Here is a 14,873-nt window from a genome sequence, read left to right on the forward strand (position 1 = left end):
AAACATGTTATTTGGACTTGATGGCGTCGAAATCGGCCTGCTCATCGTATTCATGTGCCTCTTCGGGGGCATCCTCTCCGGCTTTCCGGTGGCCTTTGCCATCGGCGGTGCCGGGATCATCTCCTTCGGGATTATTGCGGCGCTGGACAGCTCCGGTATCCTGATCCACCAGGCCATCGACACCTCGTCGCAGGCCTACCGCGATCTGGTGAATTCCGGCATCCGGCCGGATAAGGTTTCGGTCTTCCGATACCCGGACCTGCCAACATTGGCGGAACCTGTGTTCACACAAGGCTGGGAAGTGGCGCTCGACCGCAATGTCTCCTTCATCGTCAACCGGATGAATGAGAGGGTTCTGGCCGGTGCCTCGATTGAAACCCTGCTGGCAGTTCTAATGTTTGTTCTGATGGGCATCACCCTGGAACGTTCCAAGATCGCCAACGATCTCTTGACCACCATGGCGCGCGTCTTTGGTCCGCTGCCCGGCGGTCTGGCGGTGTCGATTGTGGTTGTGGGGGCCTTCCTTGCGGCCTCCACCGGTATTGTCGGCGCCACCGTGGTGACCATGGGTCTCTTGGCGCTGCCCACCATGCTGCGCAACAACTACTCGCCGGAACTGGCAACCGGCGTGATTGCGGCGTCCGGCACCCTGGGCCAGATCATCCCGCCGTCCATCGTGATTGTTCTACTGGGCACGCTCGCGGGCGACCTGTATTCCACCGCGCAGGAAACCCGCGCGATGGAGGCGGGCTGTTCCGACGCGCTGACTTATCTGGGCGAGCCTGCGGTGGTATCGGTCGGCACCTTGTTCCAGGCGGCGCTGCTGCCGGGTATCCTGCTGGCGCTGCTTTATGCAACTTACGCCTTTGGCTATGCGCTGCTGAACCCGCACAAGGCACCTGCCGTGGCGATGGAGCCCGGCACTGGCGAGGTGATCACCCGCGGTGAAGGCCTGACCTGGTTCCTGGCGGTTCCGGCGGCCTTGGTCGGCGGTGCCATCCTGCTGGGCAGCTTCAACGTGATCGGCAGCCAGAACATCACCGTTTCGACATTCTCGGACGCGGGCGAGACAGCCTCCCTGCGCACCAATGTCGGTGCCGAGTGCAAGGCCGCGATGATCGACCTGCACGGGCAGGAGGATTGGGACGCCGCTGTTGCCGAACAGGAGGCCATCGAGGCTGCTGGCGGTGTGACCCTGTCAGAACGGCTGAGCGAGGATGAAATCATCGCCGCCCGTGATGCCAAGATCGCCGCCGCCGCGCCGATCGGCACCGGCATTTCGGTGATCATGATCCTGCTGGGGCTGGTGCTGGCCTTTGGCCGCGGTGTGGCGCCGTCGCGCGATGCCAAGCCGCTGATCCTGGGCGCCATCGGCGTGCTGCTGGTTGCGCTGGTGGATCTGGTGGCAATTGCACCCACAACCTCGGCCGGTGCCACTGTGCTGTGGATTGCACTGCCGCTGCTGCTGGCGCTTTGGGGCTGCCGCGAGGCCGCTGCGCGCTGCGCCGGAAACGATCTGATCCGGGTGGTGTTCCCGCCGCTGGTGCTGATTGTTGCGGTGCTTGGGTCGATCCTGGGCGGCATCACCAACCCGACGCCCGCTGCGGCGCTGGGGGCAGGCGGTGCCATCATGCTGGCGGCCTACCGCAAGCTGCAGGATCAGGGCCGGTCCGGCAAGATTATCATCTGGTCCACCTTTGCCGTCATGCTGTGCATCCTGGTTGGCATGAATTTTGACCTGCGGGTGAACCAGGGCGGCGTTTCCCTGGAAAGCTGGATTGCATTCTTTGTGGCCTACGGCGCCTATCTGTTTGCGCTGTTCGGGCTGCTTTACGGCTGCTGGGTGCTGTTCAAGTCCGGCGTGCTGTCACCGATTGTGCGGGAGACCGCCAAGGTGACCTCAATGGTGTTCACCATCCTGATCGGCTCGCAGCTGTTGAACCTGGTGGTGATCTCCTTTGGCGGCGAACACTATATCCAGCAGTTCCTGAAGAGCTTTGACAACGAGATGACGGTCTTTTTGATCGTGATGCTGGTGCTGTTCTTCCTGGGTTTTGTGCTGGACTTCCTGGAGATCATCTACATCGTGATCCCCATCGTCGGACCGGTGATCTATGGCGGTTCGTTTGATCCGAAATGGGTCACCATTATGGTGGCGGTGAACCTGCAGACCTCGTTCCTGACACCGCCCTTCGGTTTTGCGCTGTTTTATTTGCGCGGGGTTGCGCCCAAGGAGGTGACAACGGCCCATATCTACCGCGGGGTTGCGCCGTTTGTGCTGATCCAGGTGGTGGGCATCGGCATCTTGTGGGCCTTCCCGGCGATTGTGACCATCGTGCCGGCGCTGATTCCGAACTGACCAGGGCAACAGGAAAAGTTAAACGAAAAAGGGGCCCAATGCGGGCCCCTTTGCTTTTACGGGGGAGGGGCGCTGCCCCTCTGCGCCTGTGGCGCATTCACCCCGGAGTATTTGCAGAAAGATGAAACAAGGCGGCGCCGGTTTCAGGCGAACTGGATCAGGTCCCAGCGGTTGCCGAAAGGATCGCGCCAGACCGCAACGGTGCCATAGGGTTCATGGCGCGGCTGTTCCTCGAACATGACGCCCTGAGCCTGCATCGCCGCGTGGTCGCGGGCAAAGTCATCTGAGGCCAGGAACAACCCGACACGGCCGCCGAACTGGCTGCCGATGGCAGCCTCCTGTTCCGGTCCTTCGGCACGGGCCAGGATCAAGCTGCCCTGGCTGGCGCCCGGCGGCAGGATACGGACCCAGCGTTTGCTGCCCTGATCGATATCCTCGGCCAGCTGCCAGCCAAGCCGGCCGCAGTAAAATGCAATTGCGGCGTCGTAATCCGGCACCAGCAGTGAAACGGCGTGAATATGCTGCATCAGCGGCTTCGATGGATAGGCTGTTCAGGCAACTGGATATTGGCGACCTGTTCGGCAATCGGATCGGTGGACAGCGGATGGCCGGCGGCTTCGAACTCAGACGGGTCGGACATCTTTTTCCATTCGCTGCGGTGATAAATTTCCAGGCCTGCGAACTTGGCCTTGTAGCTCATCTTCTGGCTGCCGGGCACCCAGTAGCCGAGGTAGACATAAGGCAGCCCGGCCTCGCGGGCGATGGCGATATGGTCGAGGATCATAAACGTGCCCAGCGAATTCTGCGGCTGGTCCGGGGCGTAGAAGGAATAGACCATGCTGAGCCCATCCTCCAGCACGTCGGTCAGTGATACCGCCGTCAGCTTGTTGGATCCGGCCTCGCCATATTCGACAACCCGGCTGCGCACCGGGGTTTCCTCGATCATAGCAGCGTACTCAAAGACATCCATATCCGCCATGCCGCCATCGGCATGGCGGCTGTCGAGATAGCTGCGGAACAGCGAAAACTGGTCTTCGGTTGCCCAGGGCGAGGTTGCACGCCGTTCCAGATGCGCATTGCGTTTAAGCGTGCGTTTCTGGCTGCGGGTGGCAGTAAAGGCCGCCACATCGATCCGCGCCGACAGGCAGGCGGAACATTCCGAACAGGACGGCCGGTAAAGCACGTTCTGCGAGCGTCTGAAACCCTGTTGGCTAAGGCTGTTGTTCAGTTGCTCCACCCCGTCGCCCTGCAGCGCGGTGAACAGCTTGCGCTCCATCCGGCCCTCCAGATACGGGCAGGGCTGCGGCGCCGTCACATAAAACTGCGGTGCAATAGGAAGGGTATGGCGCATCAGAACTCTTCAGCAGTTTCACAGGACAGACGGAACGGTTCGCAACGTGGTCCCATGATGATAGCAACGCGGTTCCAGTGCGCCAAGTGGACTTGTGGAAAATGGTTTAACAGGCTCTTGCGTTGGAAGGCGGGCAGACAGCGCCGATTGTTCAATATCTGTCAGAAGTTGCGCCGCTGAAAGCTTCGGCAAGAGCACTTCCGCAGACCGCCGCGCCTTTGCGCGCTTATGTTCGCATCCGGGCTTGCCTGATCTTTCTGCGTCATCCGGTGCTGCATTTCTGCCCTTTTGCATGCCTTGCAGCGTTTCCAGTAGTTTGGTTTGCGGGCTATGCCTTACGGTCAGGTTTCCAAGATGCGTTTGTTCAAACTGCCCATCTAACGCGGCTTGGATGCTTGTGCATGAGATCGCCTGGGATATTGAAGATTCGGGAACGGGGTCAGGCAGGTCCTCAGGCGTATGTGTCCTGAAAACTGGTACTCCCGGTTGGACGCAAGGCAGCTTAGCATAGCCTTGCCCCTGTGTGTTCCGGAGCAGGCCGGGGTCCGTTACACCCGGCGGTTCAGCATTGCGGTGCCGAGGAAGTGGTCAGTCAAGCCTTGGCCGCGCGAGGAGGTCAGCATCAGGATGACCGAGATCACCTGCAGAACCGGCAGCGCCAGCGACAGCGAGTAGCCTGCGGTGTGCAGCGCGGCCAAACTGCTGTCGAGCCGCTGGCCGGAGCCGTCGCGCAGTTCAATCCCGGCAAAGCGCATGCCCCAGGTGGCAGAGCCATTGGCAATGGTCACGGTCCGGTAGGCAAACCCCGCAGCCAGATACAAAAGCGGCCAGATCAGCAGCCCGGTAAAGGCCGTCAGCACCACTGCGGCGGCGCTGATCGCAAAGATCAGAATGCTGTCGATGATCCAGGCGATCAGCCGTTTGGCGGGCACGGATGTATAAAATTCTGCCTGGTAATCGGGGTCGGGCAGGGCGGTCATATGCAGAAGTCCTTTGCGCTGCAGGGGCTAAGCGGGGGGGCGGAGATGGGCCGAACCGTTTCCCCGCCCGGTCAGGGGCGGGGCAGCCGGAGCCTTTGCGTGCCGGGCAGATCAGTGGCTCTTGGGGCCGCCGTTGCCGGTTTCATCTTCCGGATCATCACTGCGGGCGGCGGTTTGCGCGCGCTCATCCATGAACTCGTCAAATTCGGCTTTGTCCTTGGCTTCGCGCAGGCGCTGCAGGAAGGCGTCAAAGTCGTGCTGCTCCTGCTCCAAGCGGTTCAGCGTGTCTGCCTTGTAGGCATCAAAGGCACTGTTGCCCGAGGGCTGCATAGCGGAATATCCGTGGCGCGCCCATGACTTGCGGTGGCGGCAGGAGGATTTGCTGAACATGCGTTTGCTCCAGATCATGTAAAAGAGAAGGGCCAGGCCCACTGGCCAGAAGAACACGAAGCCCAAGACCATGGCGGCAATCCAAGCGCCTTTGCCCTTGCTGTCCAGCCAGGCTTCGCTGCGGGAAAACCAGCCCTGCACGGGTGTATGGGGGGCGGTAGGGGTGAAACTCGTCATCAGGGTCCTCCTGGTTGCGGTGAATGTAAATTCTTTTCACATCATTGCATATCGGAACCCGGCGGTCTGAGTTCAAGGGGGATGTGAAAACATTTTACATTCACGCATTCGGGCGGCGGTGTAGCGGGTGTAGCGGGACTGTAGCGGGACACTTCGCGTTGCAGTGCGGGACACTTCCCGTTGCAGCAACTCATTTTTGCGAATTCCCTGATTTTTAGCCCTAAAACCGCCGTTTATCCAGTCCGGAAATCCGCCGGTCCCGCGATTTGACGCCAGGATTTTGGGACACTTCCCATTGCAGTACGGGACACTTCCCGTTGCAATACCCGGCAATCCGCCGCCCGAACCGTAAAAAAACGCCGGGCGGCGGAGGGTTTTAAAGGGTGCTTAAAGGGGGGCTTTATGGTTTTTGAAGGTTCGAGGCGCCTCAACAGCCCTCAATGTAGCGAAACCCCTGCAGCGCCCGAAGGTGGCCCGCCATTCGGGTCATGATGCGGTTGCAATCAATCTTCGCCTTCCCGCCGTAGAGTGAAGCGGAAACCTGGTGCCAATGCGGGTGCTTTCTGAAGGACGCAATCAGCCCCGGATGGCTCGTATTGACCAAGGTTGGCATTGGCCGGTCATACCGGTTCTGCCCCCTGCGCCAAAGTGCTGCGACCTCAGACACAAACCGCAGCCCCAGGCCCAGGCCTTGCCACTCAGGCATGATCACAATCCGGCAGGCCTTAGCTTCAGATAGTCCAGGCCTCGGGGAAAAGCAGACGTGGGCGACGGGTTCAGCATTGACGAACCCGACGTAGTAGTCTGCCGCAATCGGCCGGTTGGCTTTCAAGTAGTGATGCGGCTCAAACAGGGGCCAGTAGGAACCGTCGGTCTTGTGAATGTCCATTGCGATGCTTGGCGGCCGTCGAAGACGCCTCCATTTAAGCTCGGCACTACGCGTATCAATCACCCAGTCAGGCTGCAGCCACTTGGCTACGTCGTCGTGGCAAGTGATGCCGACGAATTGGCCGGTGCCCCGCCGCCAGGCTTTGGATAAGGCGGCGGCGCCGATTCTGGCAACCTGCCGGTCGATTGTTGACGTGAATTCATCCACGACGGCCAGGGCGGGGCGCTCGCACAGCAGCCGGGCCAGATTGGCGCGGAACTGTTCCCCGTTGGAAAGGTGCCGCCAGGGCCGCAGCCAGCTCGGCACACTGCCCAAGCCTACAGCGGCGAGCGCGCCCGTGACCTGGTCCATTTCGCTATCCGGGGCGATTGCATCAATGACGGCCGCATTGCCGGGCCATTTGGGGGCGGCGTCTGCGCCCCGGCCGAACAGCGCCCGGCCGAGAGAGGACTTGCCGGAACCGGACGGGCCAATGATCAGGCCGATCTGCCAGGGGCGGGCGCCCAGGTCGGCGTCCAGCTCAAAGCGGAAGTCGGCATCGCCCTCCACGTTGAACATGCTGGACACGCGGGCCGCGCGGTAGGTTTCGGGGATGGGGGATTTGTGGTGGATGGTGAGCCTCATGTGTTCACCACCTTGCACTTGCGCCCCTGGGCCTTCAGCTCCTCAAAGAGCGCTTTCTGGGCCGGTTCGTCCGGCACCAGGACAATAACGCCGAACTGGCGCTTATAGCGGTTCCCTTTCGGTTTCCCGTGGGTTCCTGGCGGCAGCGGGGGTAGATTGATCTCGGACGACTTGGGCATTCTGCCCTTCCTTTCCATCGCGCTCATTGGATTGAACCGGGCGCTTTGGTGAAGGGCTCTGCGGCCTCAGGGAATTATGTGCCTTGCATCTTGGGCACTTGATGGCGAGCGTGCCGCTGAGGGCGCCAGGCTCGATTTTAAATAACAATCTGCGGCATTCACCGCAACGCTGGTCTTGCAGCTTCAAGTGGAATCACTCCAAAGAGGCCGGGTCCTCGAGGACAGGGAGCGGCCAGGAGTTTGTAGTGGTCGGCGGGGTCAGGTGTGAGAACTATGGCCCCGTGTTAAGGGGTGGTGATACACCCCTTGGCCTCCCGTTACCGGGAGGCGGGTTGTTTCAGGTTTCAGCCGCAGGGGCTGCCGGAGCGGCGGTAAATGCGGCCGACACATCAAACCCGGCCAGCTCCGCATCGTTGAGTGCGGTGATCTGCGCCTCCACGGCTTCTTCCGCATCAAAGCAACCCTGCACATGGGCTGCGACGGCGGCGGTGATCTGCTCCAGATCTGCGCGCGTCAGCTTGATCCAGCCATCGGGGGCCTTCCAGGAGAACGGCTCGCTTTTGATGCCCAGTTGCAGAGCGCTCAAGGCTTCGGTGAGGTCGGCGCGGGTTGTGCGGTCTGTGCGGGCGTGGAAGCCGCTGGGCAGGGTGATGCCGCCGTTTTGGATCTTCCACCGGGTGTCGGCCAGATCGGCCAGGAGTGCCGTGCGGGCCGCCGCTGCGACCTGCTCGGAGGTGGTGATTTTCAGGGAAAACGTCATGCTGCTGCCTCGCTGGCCAGGGGTTTGCGGACAATCGGGTCAGGCACCTCTCCGATGATGACCATGAACACAGGCTGGACAGCGGGCTGATCCGGCTCTGCGGTTGCGTCTGAATAGATCCAGCGCAGTTGCACACGCAGCCCGCCATCGATCCGCTCGATGCGTCCTATGAAAGGGTGGTTGTCGCCCCCCGGTTCGGCAAAGCCGCCATCAGGCACGGCGGAAAGGTCATAGGGCACGCCGTCCACAGTGATCACATCGCCGTTTACGCTGGCGCTTGTTTCAGGCTGGCCGGGCAGACCGGCGACACAGATGCAGATTACTTTCATGATGATCTCCTTTAATACCAGCGGCCGATTGCGATCAGGCTGACGGCACCGCCAACACGCGCACCGCTGGTGTTCCAATGGTTAAAATCGACGTTTGAATTTGTGGGCGGGCGTGCTGAAACAAAGCTGGCGTCCGAACTCGTCCGGCCTGCGCCGGCCACGACAAGACCAGAGGCCGTTGCGAACACAGCCGGGAAGGTCCAGGTGCTGTCCGCAGAAGTGCCGGGCGCAACGGTATCGGTGCAGATCTGCGTGCCGTCAGCAAAGCGCACATACTCGCCATTGGTATTACTGCCGCGCTCGGGGTCCATCCGCCGCCAAGTCCCGAAGGAGACCGGACCCGCCCCGTCCTGAACGCGGATCCACATCTCGCCGTTGTTGCCGAACGCAATCTGAACCATGCCACCGGCAGCGCTGCTGGGGATCCGGTTCAGATGCATCAGTACGCCCGCGGTGCTGGGCGCATCGGTGTGCGTGCTGGCATACCGGTAAAGGCCGGTGACAGTGATCGCGGAAAGCTCTGTGCCCGCAGCCGAGTTTGCCGATCCGTTCGCGGCATCGTGCCCCCAGCCGAAAGCCCCGGCCGTCAACAGCTTTCCAATTGCCGCATCAAGCCAATGGTCCTGCACCGCCGCGCCGCTGGCAGCACCTTCCTTGAGGCGGAGCTGCCAGTCACCCCCGGCTTTCAGCGCCACCTCATTGCTGGACGGCCAGCCGAGGCCGGTGTCTTCATCGCCCAGCTTGACCACATCGGTGCTGAACTTGCCCTGTCCGGGGCCGTCCGCAACGGCTTGAAACGTGCCGGCCAGCGCCTGCACGCTGGCCACCACATCATGCGCCAGCGACATAGTGGGGAACAGCGCATAGATCTGCCCGGCCGCCGTTGCGCCCTGGTACACAGGGGTGATTGTCAAAACCGTGCCGCTGCTGACCGCCAGTACCTCGTAGACCCGCCCGTCCGGGCCGACAAAGCCCCAGCCCGCCTGCGCGCTGCCAAAGAAGCTGGTGCCGGTTCCGGTGACGATTGCGCTGCCGTTCACAACGCTGACTGTTCCTGCCTTTGGCCATGCCATAGGGCTGCTCTCCTTATGTTACCTGGAACACTGTCCATTCGATTTTCGGGTTGTTGAAATAGACGCCGCCCTGGGCCTCCAGATCGATTGCGAGGAACACCCGCTGATCGCTGCCGCTGGCCCAATGCGGATCCACCAGGGCGGAAGGGTCCTTGCTCCAAGACGCTGCCGGAGCGGGGTTGGCGCCGCCGAAGCCATTCCAGCGCGCGCCGGGCTGGATCGATGTATTGAGCGTCCAGAATGTGTTGTTGGGGTCCATGCCGCCCGGTGCGGTGCCGGTGGTGGTGACCGATGCGGCAGCGGCCAGGGCAAACCGCTGCGCCTGCCAGACGTCCAGTTTTCCAACCCGGATGCCGGTATTCACAAAGGCCCAGCGGGCGCCGTTGCTGATTGCCCCCGTAGCCGTGAACGATCCCTGCGCCAGAACCATGGGCCGGGACAGAACCATCCCCGCCGCCTTGATCTGCCCGGTGTTAAAGTTGATCTTTATTCCGGCGGTTGGAATGCCGTTGCCGTCTTGCGCGTAATCGTCGCTCTTGATCACATCCGCGATTTCAGCGCGCCCGATGGATGCCGCCCCAAGTGAGACGTTCTCCATGTAGACGTTCGCCGGATACACCCGGCCATTGATCGTGCGGTCCTCAGTATAGACCACAAACGGGCTGCGTTTCTGCGCGCCATCAGGTGAGACGATTGCAAACTTGTCCGCCTGAAACGCAATCTCGGATGCGGGTTCTCCTTCGTCATCCAGATCAGACCGCACCACCATGCCCGCCACATGGCCGTTATTGTCGATGCGCAGGGTGTATTCCCCCATCACCCCGTCCACAGTCTGCATGGTCTGCTGAATGCTGGTGCTGTTGTCGCCAACATCCGATTGCAACTGAGTGATCGCCGTGGCCTGGCTGGACACATTCCCCTCGGCATCGCTGACGCGGGTGTCCAACTGGCTGAGGGCCGTGGCCTGTCCGGCAGCATTGCCCTCGGCATCATCCAGACGGCTGTCCAGGCTGATGAGGCTCTGGCCGTGGCTGGTGATCACGCTTTCCGCACTTGTGACCCGCGCATCCAGTTGCGATTGCGCCGTGGCCTGGCCGGAAATACCCCCTTCCGCGTCGTCCAGGCGGGCTTCAAGGCTGATCAGGCTTTGACTGTGGCTGGTGATTGCACCTTCTGCGGTGCTGACACGGGTTGTCAGCGCGCTGGAAGCAGAGGCCTGGGCAGCAATGTCGCCATCCAGACGGACTTCCAAAGCATCAATGCTGCTGGCCAGTGCCGCATCGCCGCTGGCGCGCACCAGCTTTTCCGATTCAATCAGCGCCACGCTGTTTTCAATCGCCACACCAAGGCTTGCAGTGATGGCCGCTGTTGCGTTGCGGTCATCATCCACCCGCGCCCGGATATCCTGAGTGGCATAGGCAATCTGGGTTTTCAGGGCTTCGCGTTGCTCATAGGCCAGCAGCAATTGCTCAAGGGTGGCAACATCCTGCAGCGCCATCTGATCATGCAGGGTCCGCACGTCGCTTACCGACTGGGTGATTGCCGGGCCGTCCAGAGTGCTGATCTGCACCTGCACCGAGGACAGGCGGCTTTCGGCGTCGTCAAAATCCGCCTGATCCACCTTCAGGGTGATGGCCTCTTGGGCGGCGTCGATATCCACTTCTGCCGAACTCAGGCGGGCGTCCATCCCGTCCACTTCGGTTTGCGTGGCCTTCAGGGCGATGGCCGCCTCCGCCGCGTCCAGATCTGCCTCAACCTGATTGATCCGCACCTGCAGGTCGCCCACCACAGGGATCTGACTGGGGTCCAGAACCGCATTGGATATCTGCTGATTGACCCAGGCTTGCGTGGCCGACAGCGTGATAGAGGCTTCCGCGGCAGACAGCCGGATTTCCGCCTCGCTGATCCGTTCGGCTTCCGCCTCCACGCCGTAGATCCGCACCGTGCCGGTGTCCGGGTCCTGATAGATCCCGGCATCGGCCATGCGCCCGTCGATTTCGGACAGCTTGGTCAGCATCCAAAGCACTTTGTCCCCGATGACCCCCAGCGCCTCTGCCGCATGGAAGCTCTGCACATCGCGGATTTCCAGATCCCGCTGCACCGCGCCTTCCAGCGGCGCGATCTTGTCCAGGACAAGCTGGTCATCCAGCGCGGCAGCGGCGGCATTGGCATCATCGGAAATTGCCTGCCAGGTCTCATCTGCCAGCATGTCCGGCTGCAGCTTGAACGCGGGCGTGGTGACCGGCAGCCAGGCGGTCCACTTGGTGTCCCTGGTCTTTGAGATTGCCTTGGCGCGGGCCTCGTATTCGGTGCTGCCCTGCATCGGCTCCAGGCGGAAGGTGCCCAGCTCCAGATCGGCGGTGCTGGCGCTGAAGCGCTCGTCGTCGCCGTCCTTGACGCGGACCTGGAAAGAAACGCCATCCGCCGTGAAGGCAAGGGAAGGGGTCCAAACTGCCCGGATGCCTACGCCGCGGATAATGCCGTTTGCGTCCTTGATCTCGATACCGGAGACGCCAAAGCCCGGCACCCCGGCGTCCTGGGTGACGATGGGCGCGGTGACCTGCGGCAGGCCCGGAGTTTCAAGCGCCAGGTCCGGATCAAAGTCGCTGTGATCCCACTCCCGCAGGCTGACAGAGACATTCAGCTTCAGCAGGTCAAAGGCCATCTCGGTGATGGTGAAGGTCTTGCTGCTGTAGCCGTACCAGGCGGACGTGAAGCGGGTCTTCAGCAGAGGCCGCAGATTGGAATACTCAGGCGGCAGCGGCAGCCGGTGTGTTCTGAAACGGCGGTTTTCCTTCAGCAGCGCATTGCCGATCTGGCGCGCTTGCGGGGTATTGAACACCATCGGCAGCTTCAGGTCGAACACACGCTCGCCGCCGTCTTCTGCTTCCCACTCCGGCTTGGTCAGGGTGATCGGGGCGGATGGGTTCCACAGTGCGTTCGGGGAAGGGTGCGTGATGGTGACGGCGTTGAACGCCTTTTCCAGACCGGGGAAGGGATCGTGCTTCCAGCCTTCAGAGACCAGCAGATCGTCTTCGGTCAGGTCGGCCGCATAGGTGTCAACAGACCCCACCAGCGGATACCAATAGCCGCCCAGCTCGACAATCTCGGCATTTGCGGAGGCAAAGACCTCCTCAAGGAAATCAACCGGCGGTTCTTCAAAGCGGATCTCCATGCCGCCGCGGAACTGAGGCCGGTTGTTGTTGCCCACGCCCAGATCGCAGGCATCCAGTGCCGCCGCCCATTCGGTGTAAGGCATGTCCTCAGCCGGAAAGCCGCCGCCCCAGACAGAGCCGCAGGGCAGGGTGATGCCGCGCATGATGGTATAGGCCATGGCCATCAGGTTTTCGGTGGGCTGCCAGGTCGATTGATCGTCCCAGCGCTGAGGCCCGTTGCCCCCGGCGGTGCTGTCCTGGCGCACATCATAAAAGCCCGGCCCGTCCAGTTCGAAGCGGACCTGCGGCCTGCCGTTCGGATACTGCTTGTCGCTGCGGTAAAAGGTCAGAACCGCGTAATTGAGGCCGGTCAGAATGTGATCGGTGGTCCAGGCCCGGTCGGGGTCCTCGCCATAGAGGTCGGCCAGGCGCGGATCCGCTGCCTGTTGGCTGCCGTCATAAAACCGGATCCAGCCGTATCCCCAGCCGTCATCCGCGACTTTGTTCAGGATCTGGTAGCCGACGTTCGGGTCCCAGTCGGTGCCGATCTCCGAGTATTCGCCGTCGATGATCAGGCGGCGCAGGCTGGCGCCGGGGATATCGCCCAGCTCAATCACATGGGTGAGGTAAACGCGGTTGTCGCCGTGGCTGTTCTGATAGACCAGATGGCCTGCCGTGGCAAAGCGGCCGACAACAGAACCTTGCGGATCTGTCCCGCCGGTCGTGGTCGCCGAGGTCTGAATGCCGGGGCGGCGCTGCTTGCGCTTCTGGAACTTTTTCAGCAGCAGCGAAATGCCGGTGGATACCAGCGTCCGCAGGGCAAAGGCTGCGATTGCATTGGCGGCAACATAGGCCTTGAAGGCAGTGCCCAAGGCGACCAGAACTGCGCCGACACCGGCGGCTTCAGCGGGCTGGCACAGCACCAGCAGGAACAGCAGGGCATAAGACAGAAGCTTCATGGACGGAACACCCGTTCTGCGCGGTCCAAGTGGAGATAGTCCAGCTCTTTGAGGCCCAGAACATGGATCTGCGGGCCGCCGATGATCCCCAGTGCGGCGTGTCCGTCTTCGCGGAGCGCCGCGATATCGCCGGGCCGGGAACTGTCCCAGCCGTCGATTTCCATCAAGTGAGCGGCGGCAAGCCCGTCCAGATCCTGAAACCCGGCCTCCTTCAGCTTGGCGCGTCCTTCGTCCAGGCTGCGGTAGGTCCCGCGCCAGGCACTGGCCAGGTCAACGCCCGTGCAAGCCTTCACCCAGCCTGCCGCAAAGAAGGCGCAGTCAAACCGCGACGGCTTCAGCACGCGCTTGGCTGTCCGGATGCCGCTCAGATAATCCAGCAGGAGTTCCGCCCGGTTCTGCATCAGGTCCCCCATGGCACCGGCCATTCCCCGGCCACGTCGCTGTATTCGCGGCCCCGGTCATCTGCGTTGCGGCGCTGCAGTTCGGCGTTTGAGCGTTTCAGGGGCAGGCCCTGGGTCAGCTTGCGGGCGGGCGATACCAGCACAAGCTGGGTAAAGCTGGGCTTGCCCTTGCCGCCCAGCTCCTCCGGCGCCTCGTTTAAAACGCCCTTAAACATGCGTTTTACGGGGGGCATCAGATTGCCGGTGTCCAGGTCGAAGACGGCGGAATGGATCTGCACTTCGGCGTGGCGGGGGTCGTACTGCTGCAGGAGCTGTTTCACCTCGTCCAGCATCGGCGGCAGCTTGACCCGGTACTGGCGCACCTGAAACCCCGGCGCGGCGATGATGGGCGGAACATCGATCACGGCACCCGCGCCGTAGTAGGTGCGGATTTCGCCGTCGATCAGGAATTCCTGATGATCATCGCCGGTCCAGAACCCAAGGGTTTCCGGGGCGCCCGTGGTGCGGTTCCTGGCCTGGAACCACAACAGGACGCGGGCGTCTGTGCCGCGGCGTTCTGCGAGCTGCTGCTGTGCCTGTGCGGAATAGCTCATGGTTACCTCAGCGTCTGCAGCCAGTTGAACGAGCCGCCTTCGGTCACAGCCGAACGGCCCTCGCCGTATTGGGCGGTGGTGAGGGTGGCCTTCAGAACCGGGTTGCCCAGCGTGATCGCAGCACCAAGGGCAGCGCCCGGCCGGATGAACGGGGTGACCTCGATGTCTGCGGCAACACCGGTACCTGAGGCCACCGCGCCGGTCGCAATGCGGTGGTAGGCGTAGCGGGTTGGATTGGCGCCATAGGTGAAGCCCAGCAGGTCGCCGCGGTTGAGGATGTAGCCCGCAGGCAGGCCGGAGATATCCAGCTCGCGGTTGTTCGGGTTCAGCGCTTCGATGACGGGGGCGGAGCTGCCAAGGATGAACTTTTCCGGGTCGGCCGCCGGGTGCGGCTGGCGGGTGTCCCACAGCAGGAAGGACGCGCCGGGTTCGTCCAGCAGGGACAGGCGCGCCTCGATGGCGGCAATGGCGCTGTGGTGGTCCTTGTCCAGGACAATGCGCCCGCCCCACAGGCGGCTGCCGAGCCGGTGCTTGATCACGTCGCCGCCATGGGTTTCCGACGTGGTATTGGCAGCACCCGGCCGGGAGGTGATCCGGGCGATGGGCAGGGTGTCGAAGAATTCGCTGAGGGGGAGGGGCCAGGTCAGTGCCATC

The 14,873-nt window shown here is 62.3% G+C and carries 15 protein-coding genes; 1 reads left to right on the forward strand and 14 read right to left on the reverse strand.

Annotated elements, in window-relative coordinates; genetic code table 11:
* Positions 1 to 4: 4 nt before the first annotated feature.
* A complete protein-coding gene (locus ETW24_RS07745; protein ID WP_129370490.1) occupies positions 5 to 2,359 on the forward strand; it encodes a TRAP transporter large permease in 2,355 nt (784 codons plus the stop codon).
* A gap of 143 nt (positions 2,360 to 2,502) precedes the next feature.
* On the opposite strand, the gene ETW24_RS07750 is transcribed toward ETW24_RS07745, so the two are convergent.
* The 14 genes from ETW24_RS07750 to ETW24_RS07815 form a co-directional block, all read right to left on the reverse strand.
* On the reverse strand, positions 2,503 to 2,886 hold the full coding sequence (locus ETW24_RS07750; RefSeq protein ID WP_129370491.1) for a VOC family protein: 384 nt from the start codon (positions 2,884 to 2,886) through the stop codon (positions 2,503 to 2,505).
* Positions 2,886 to 3,710 (reverse strand): arginyltransferase, encoded by an 825-nt coding sequence (locus ETW24_RS07755; RefSeq protein WP_129370492.1) that lies wholly within the window; start codon positions 3,708 to 3,710, stop codon positions 2,886 to 2,888. The genes ETW24_RS07750 and ETW24_RS07755 overlap by 1 nt, the downstream gene beginning before the upstream one ends.
* 548 nt (positions 3,711 to 4,258) lie before the next feature.
* Positions 4,259 to 4,690, reverse strand: a complete 432-nt coding sequence (locus ETW24_RS07760; protein ID WP_129370493.1) for an RDD family protein — start codon at positions 4,688 to 4,690, stop codon at positions 4,259 to 4,261.
* 111 nt (positions 4,691 to 4,801) lie between these two features.
* A complete protein-coding gene (locus tag ETW24_RS07765; RefSeq protein ID WP_129370494.1) occupies positions 4,802 to 5,257 on the reverse strand; it encodes a DUF2852 domain-containing protein in 456 nt (151 codons plus the stop codon).
* A 427-nt stretch (positions 5,258 to 5,684) separates the two neighbouring features.
* On the reverse strand, positions 5,685 to 6,770 hold the full coding sequence (locus tag ETW24_RS07770; RefSeq protein WP_129370495.1) for an ATP-binding cassette domain-containing protein: 1,086 nt from the start codon (positions 6,768 to 6,770) through the stop codon (positions 5,685 to 5,687).
* Positions 6,767 to 6,949: a hypothetical protein gene (locus tag ETW24_RS07775; protein ID WP_129370496.1), complete on the reverse strand. Its 183-nt coding sequence runs from the start codon at positions 6,947 to 6,949 to the stop codon at positions 6,767 to 6,769. Before ETW24_RS07775 ends, ETW24_RS07770 begins: the two co-directional genes overlap by 4 nt.
* On the reverse strand, positions 6,873 to 7,136 hold the full coding sequence (locus tag ETW24_RS25195; RefSeq protein WP_129370497.1) for a Com family DNA-binding transcriptional regulator: 264 nt from the start codon (positions 7,134 to 7,136) through the stop codon (positions 6,873 to 6,875). The genes ETW24_RS07775 and ETW24_RS25195 overlap by 77 nt, the downstream gene beginning before the upstream one ends.
* A 150-nt stretch (positions 7,137 to 7,286) precedes the next feature.
* Positions 7,287 to 7,709: a DUF4376 domain-containing protein gene (locus ETW24_RS07785; protein WP_129370498.1), complete on the reverse strand. Its 423-nt coding sequence runs from the start codon at positions 7,707 to 7,709 to the stop codon at positions 7,287 to 7,289.
* Positions 7,706 to 8,038: a hypothetical protein gene (locus ETW24_RS07790; RefSeq protein ID WP_129370499.1), complete on the reverse strand. Its 333-nt coding sequence runs from the start codon at positions 8,036 to 8,038 to the stop codon at positions 7,706 to 7,708. Before ETW24_RS07790 ends, ETW24_RS07785 begins: the two co-directional genes overlap by 4 nt.
* A gap of 11 nt (positions 8,039 to 8,049) precedes the next feature.
* Positions 8,050 to 9,111, reverse strand: a complete 1,062-nt coding sequence (locus ETW24_RS07795) for a hypothetical protein (protein WP_129370500.1) — start codon at positions 9,109 to 9,111, stop codon at positions 8,050 to 8,052.
* A gap of 13 nt (positions 9,112 to 9,124) precedes the next feature.
* A complete protein-coding gene (locus ETW24_RS07800; RefSeq protein WP_129370501.1) occupies positions 9,125 to 13,225 on the reverse strand; it encodes a phage tail tip fiber protein in 4,101 nt (1,366 codons plus the stop codon).
* Positions 13,222 to 13,638, reverse strand: coding sequence for a DUF6950 family protein (locus tag ETW24_RS07805; RefSeq protein WP_129370502.1), 417 nt, complete (start codon positions 13,636 to 13,638; stop codon positions 13,222 to 13,224). The genes ETW24_RS07800 and ETW24_RS07805 overlap by 4 nt, the downstream gene beginning before the upstream one ends.
* Positions 13,626 to 14,219, reverse strand: a complete 594-nt coding sequence (locus ETW24_RS07810; protein ID WP_129370503.1) for a hypothetical protein — start codon at positions 14,217 to 14,219, stop codon at positions 13,626 to 13,628. Before ETW24_RS07810 ends, ETW24_RS07805 begins: the two co-directional genes overlap by 13 nt.
* 2 nt (positions 14,220 to 14,221) lie before the next feature.
* On the reverse strand, positions 14,222 to 14,872 hold the full coding sequence (locus ETW24_RS07815; RefSeq protein ID WP_129370504.1) for a hypothetical protein: 651 nt from the start codon (positions 14,870 to 14,872) through the stop codon (positions 14,222 to 14,224).
* Between the last annotated feature and the right edge of the window lies 1 nt (position 14,873).

The sequence above is a fragment of the Leisingera sp. NJS204 genome (assembly GCF_004123675.1).
GTDB lineage: Bacteria > Pseudomonadota > Alphaproteobacteria > Rhodobacterales > Rhodobacteraceae > Leisingera.

Coding starts and splice junctions, on each gene's coding strand:
- ETW24_RS07745 (WP_129370490.1), top strand. CDS start 5: ATGTTATTTGGACTTGATGGCGTCGAAATCGGCCTGCTCATCGTATTC.
- ETW24_RS07750 (WP_129370491.1), bottom strand. CDS start 2,886: ATGCAGCATATTCACGCCGTTTCACTGCTGGTGCCGGATTACGACGCC.
- ETW24_RS07755 (WP_129370492.1), bottom strand. CDS start 3,710: ATGCGCCATACCCTTCCTATTGCACCGCAGTTTTATGTGACGGCGCCG.
- ETW24_RS07760 (WP_129370493.1), bottom strand. CDS start 4,690: ATGACCGCCCTGCCCGACCCCGATTACCAGGCAGAATTTTATACATCC.
- ETW24_RS07765 (WP_129370494.1), bottom strand. CDS start 5,257: ATGACGAGTTTCACCCCTACCGCCCCCCATACACCCGTGCAGGGCTGG.
- ETW24_RS07770 (WP_129370495.1), bottom strand. CDS start 6,770: ATGAGGCTCACCATCCACCACAAATCCCCCATCCCCGAAACCTACCGC.
- ETW24_RS07775 (WP_129370496.1), bottom strand. CDS start 6,949: ATGCCCAAGTCGTCCGAGATCAATCTACCCCCGCTGCCGCCAGGAACC.
- ETW24_RS07785 (WP_129370498.1), bottom strand. CDS start 7,709: ATGACGTTTTCCCTGAAAATCACCACCTCCGAGCAGGTCGCAGCGGCG.
- ETW24_RS07790 (WP_129370499.1), bottom strand. CDS start 8,038: ATGAAAGTAATCTGCATCTGTGTCGCCGGTCTGCCCGGCCAGCCTGAA.
- ETW24_RS07795 (WP_129370500.1), bottom strand. CDS start 9,111: ATGGCATGGCCAAAGGCAGGAACAGTCAGCGTTGTGAACGGCAGCGCA.
- ETW24_RS07800 (WP_129370501.1), bottom strand. CDS start 13,225: ATGAAGCTTCTGTCTTATGCCCTGCTGTTCCTGCTGGTGCTGTGCCAG.
- ETW24_RS07805 (WP_129370502.1), bottom strand. CDS start 13,638: ATGGGGGACCTGATGCAGAACCGGGCGGAACTCCTGCTGGATTATCTG.
- ETW24_RS07810 (WP_129370503.1), bottom strand. CDS start 14,219: ATGAGCTATTCCGCACAGGCACAGCAGCAGCTCGCAGAACGCCGCGGC.
- ETW24_RS07815 (WP_129370504.1), bottom strand. CDS start 14,872: ATGGCACTGACCTGGCCCCTCCCCCTCAGCGAATTCTTCGACACCCTG.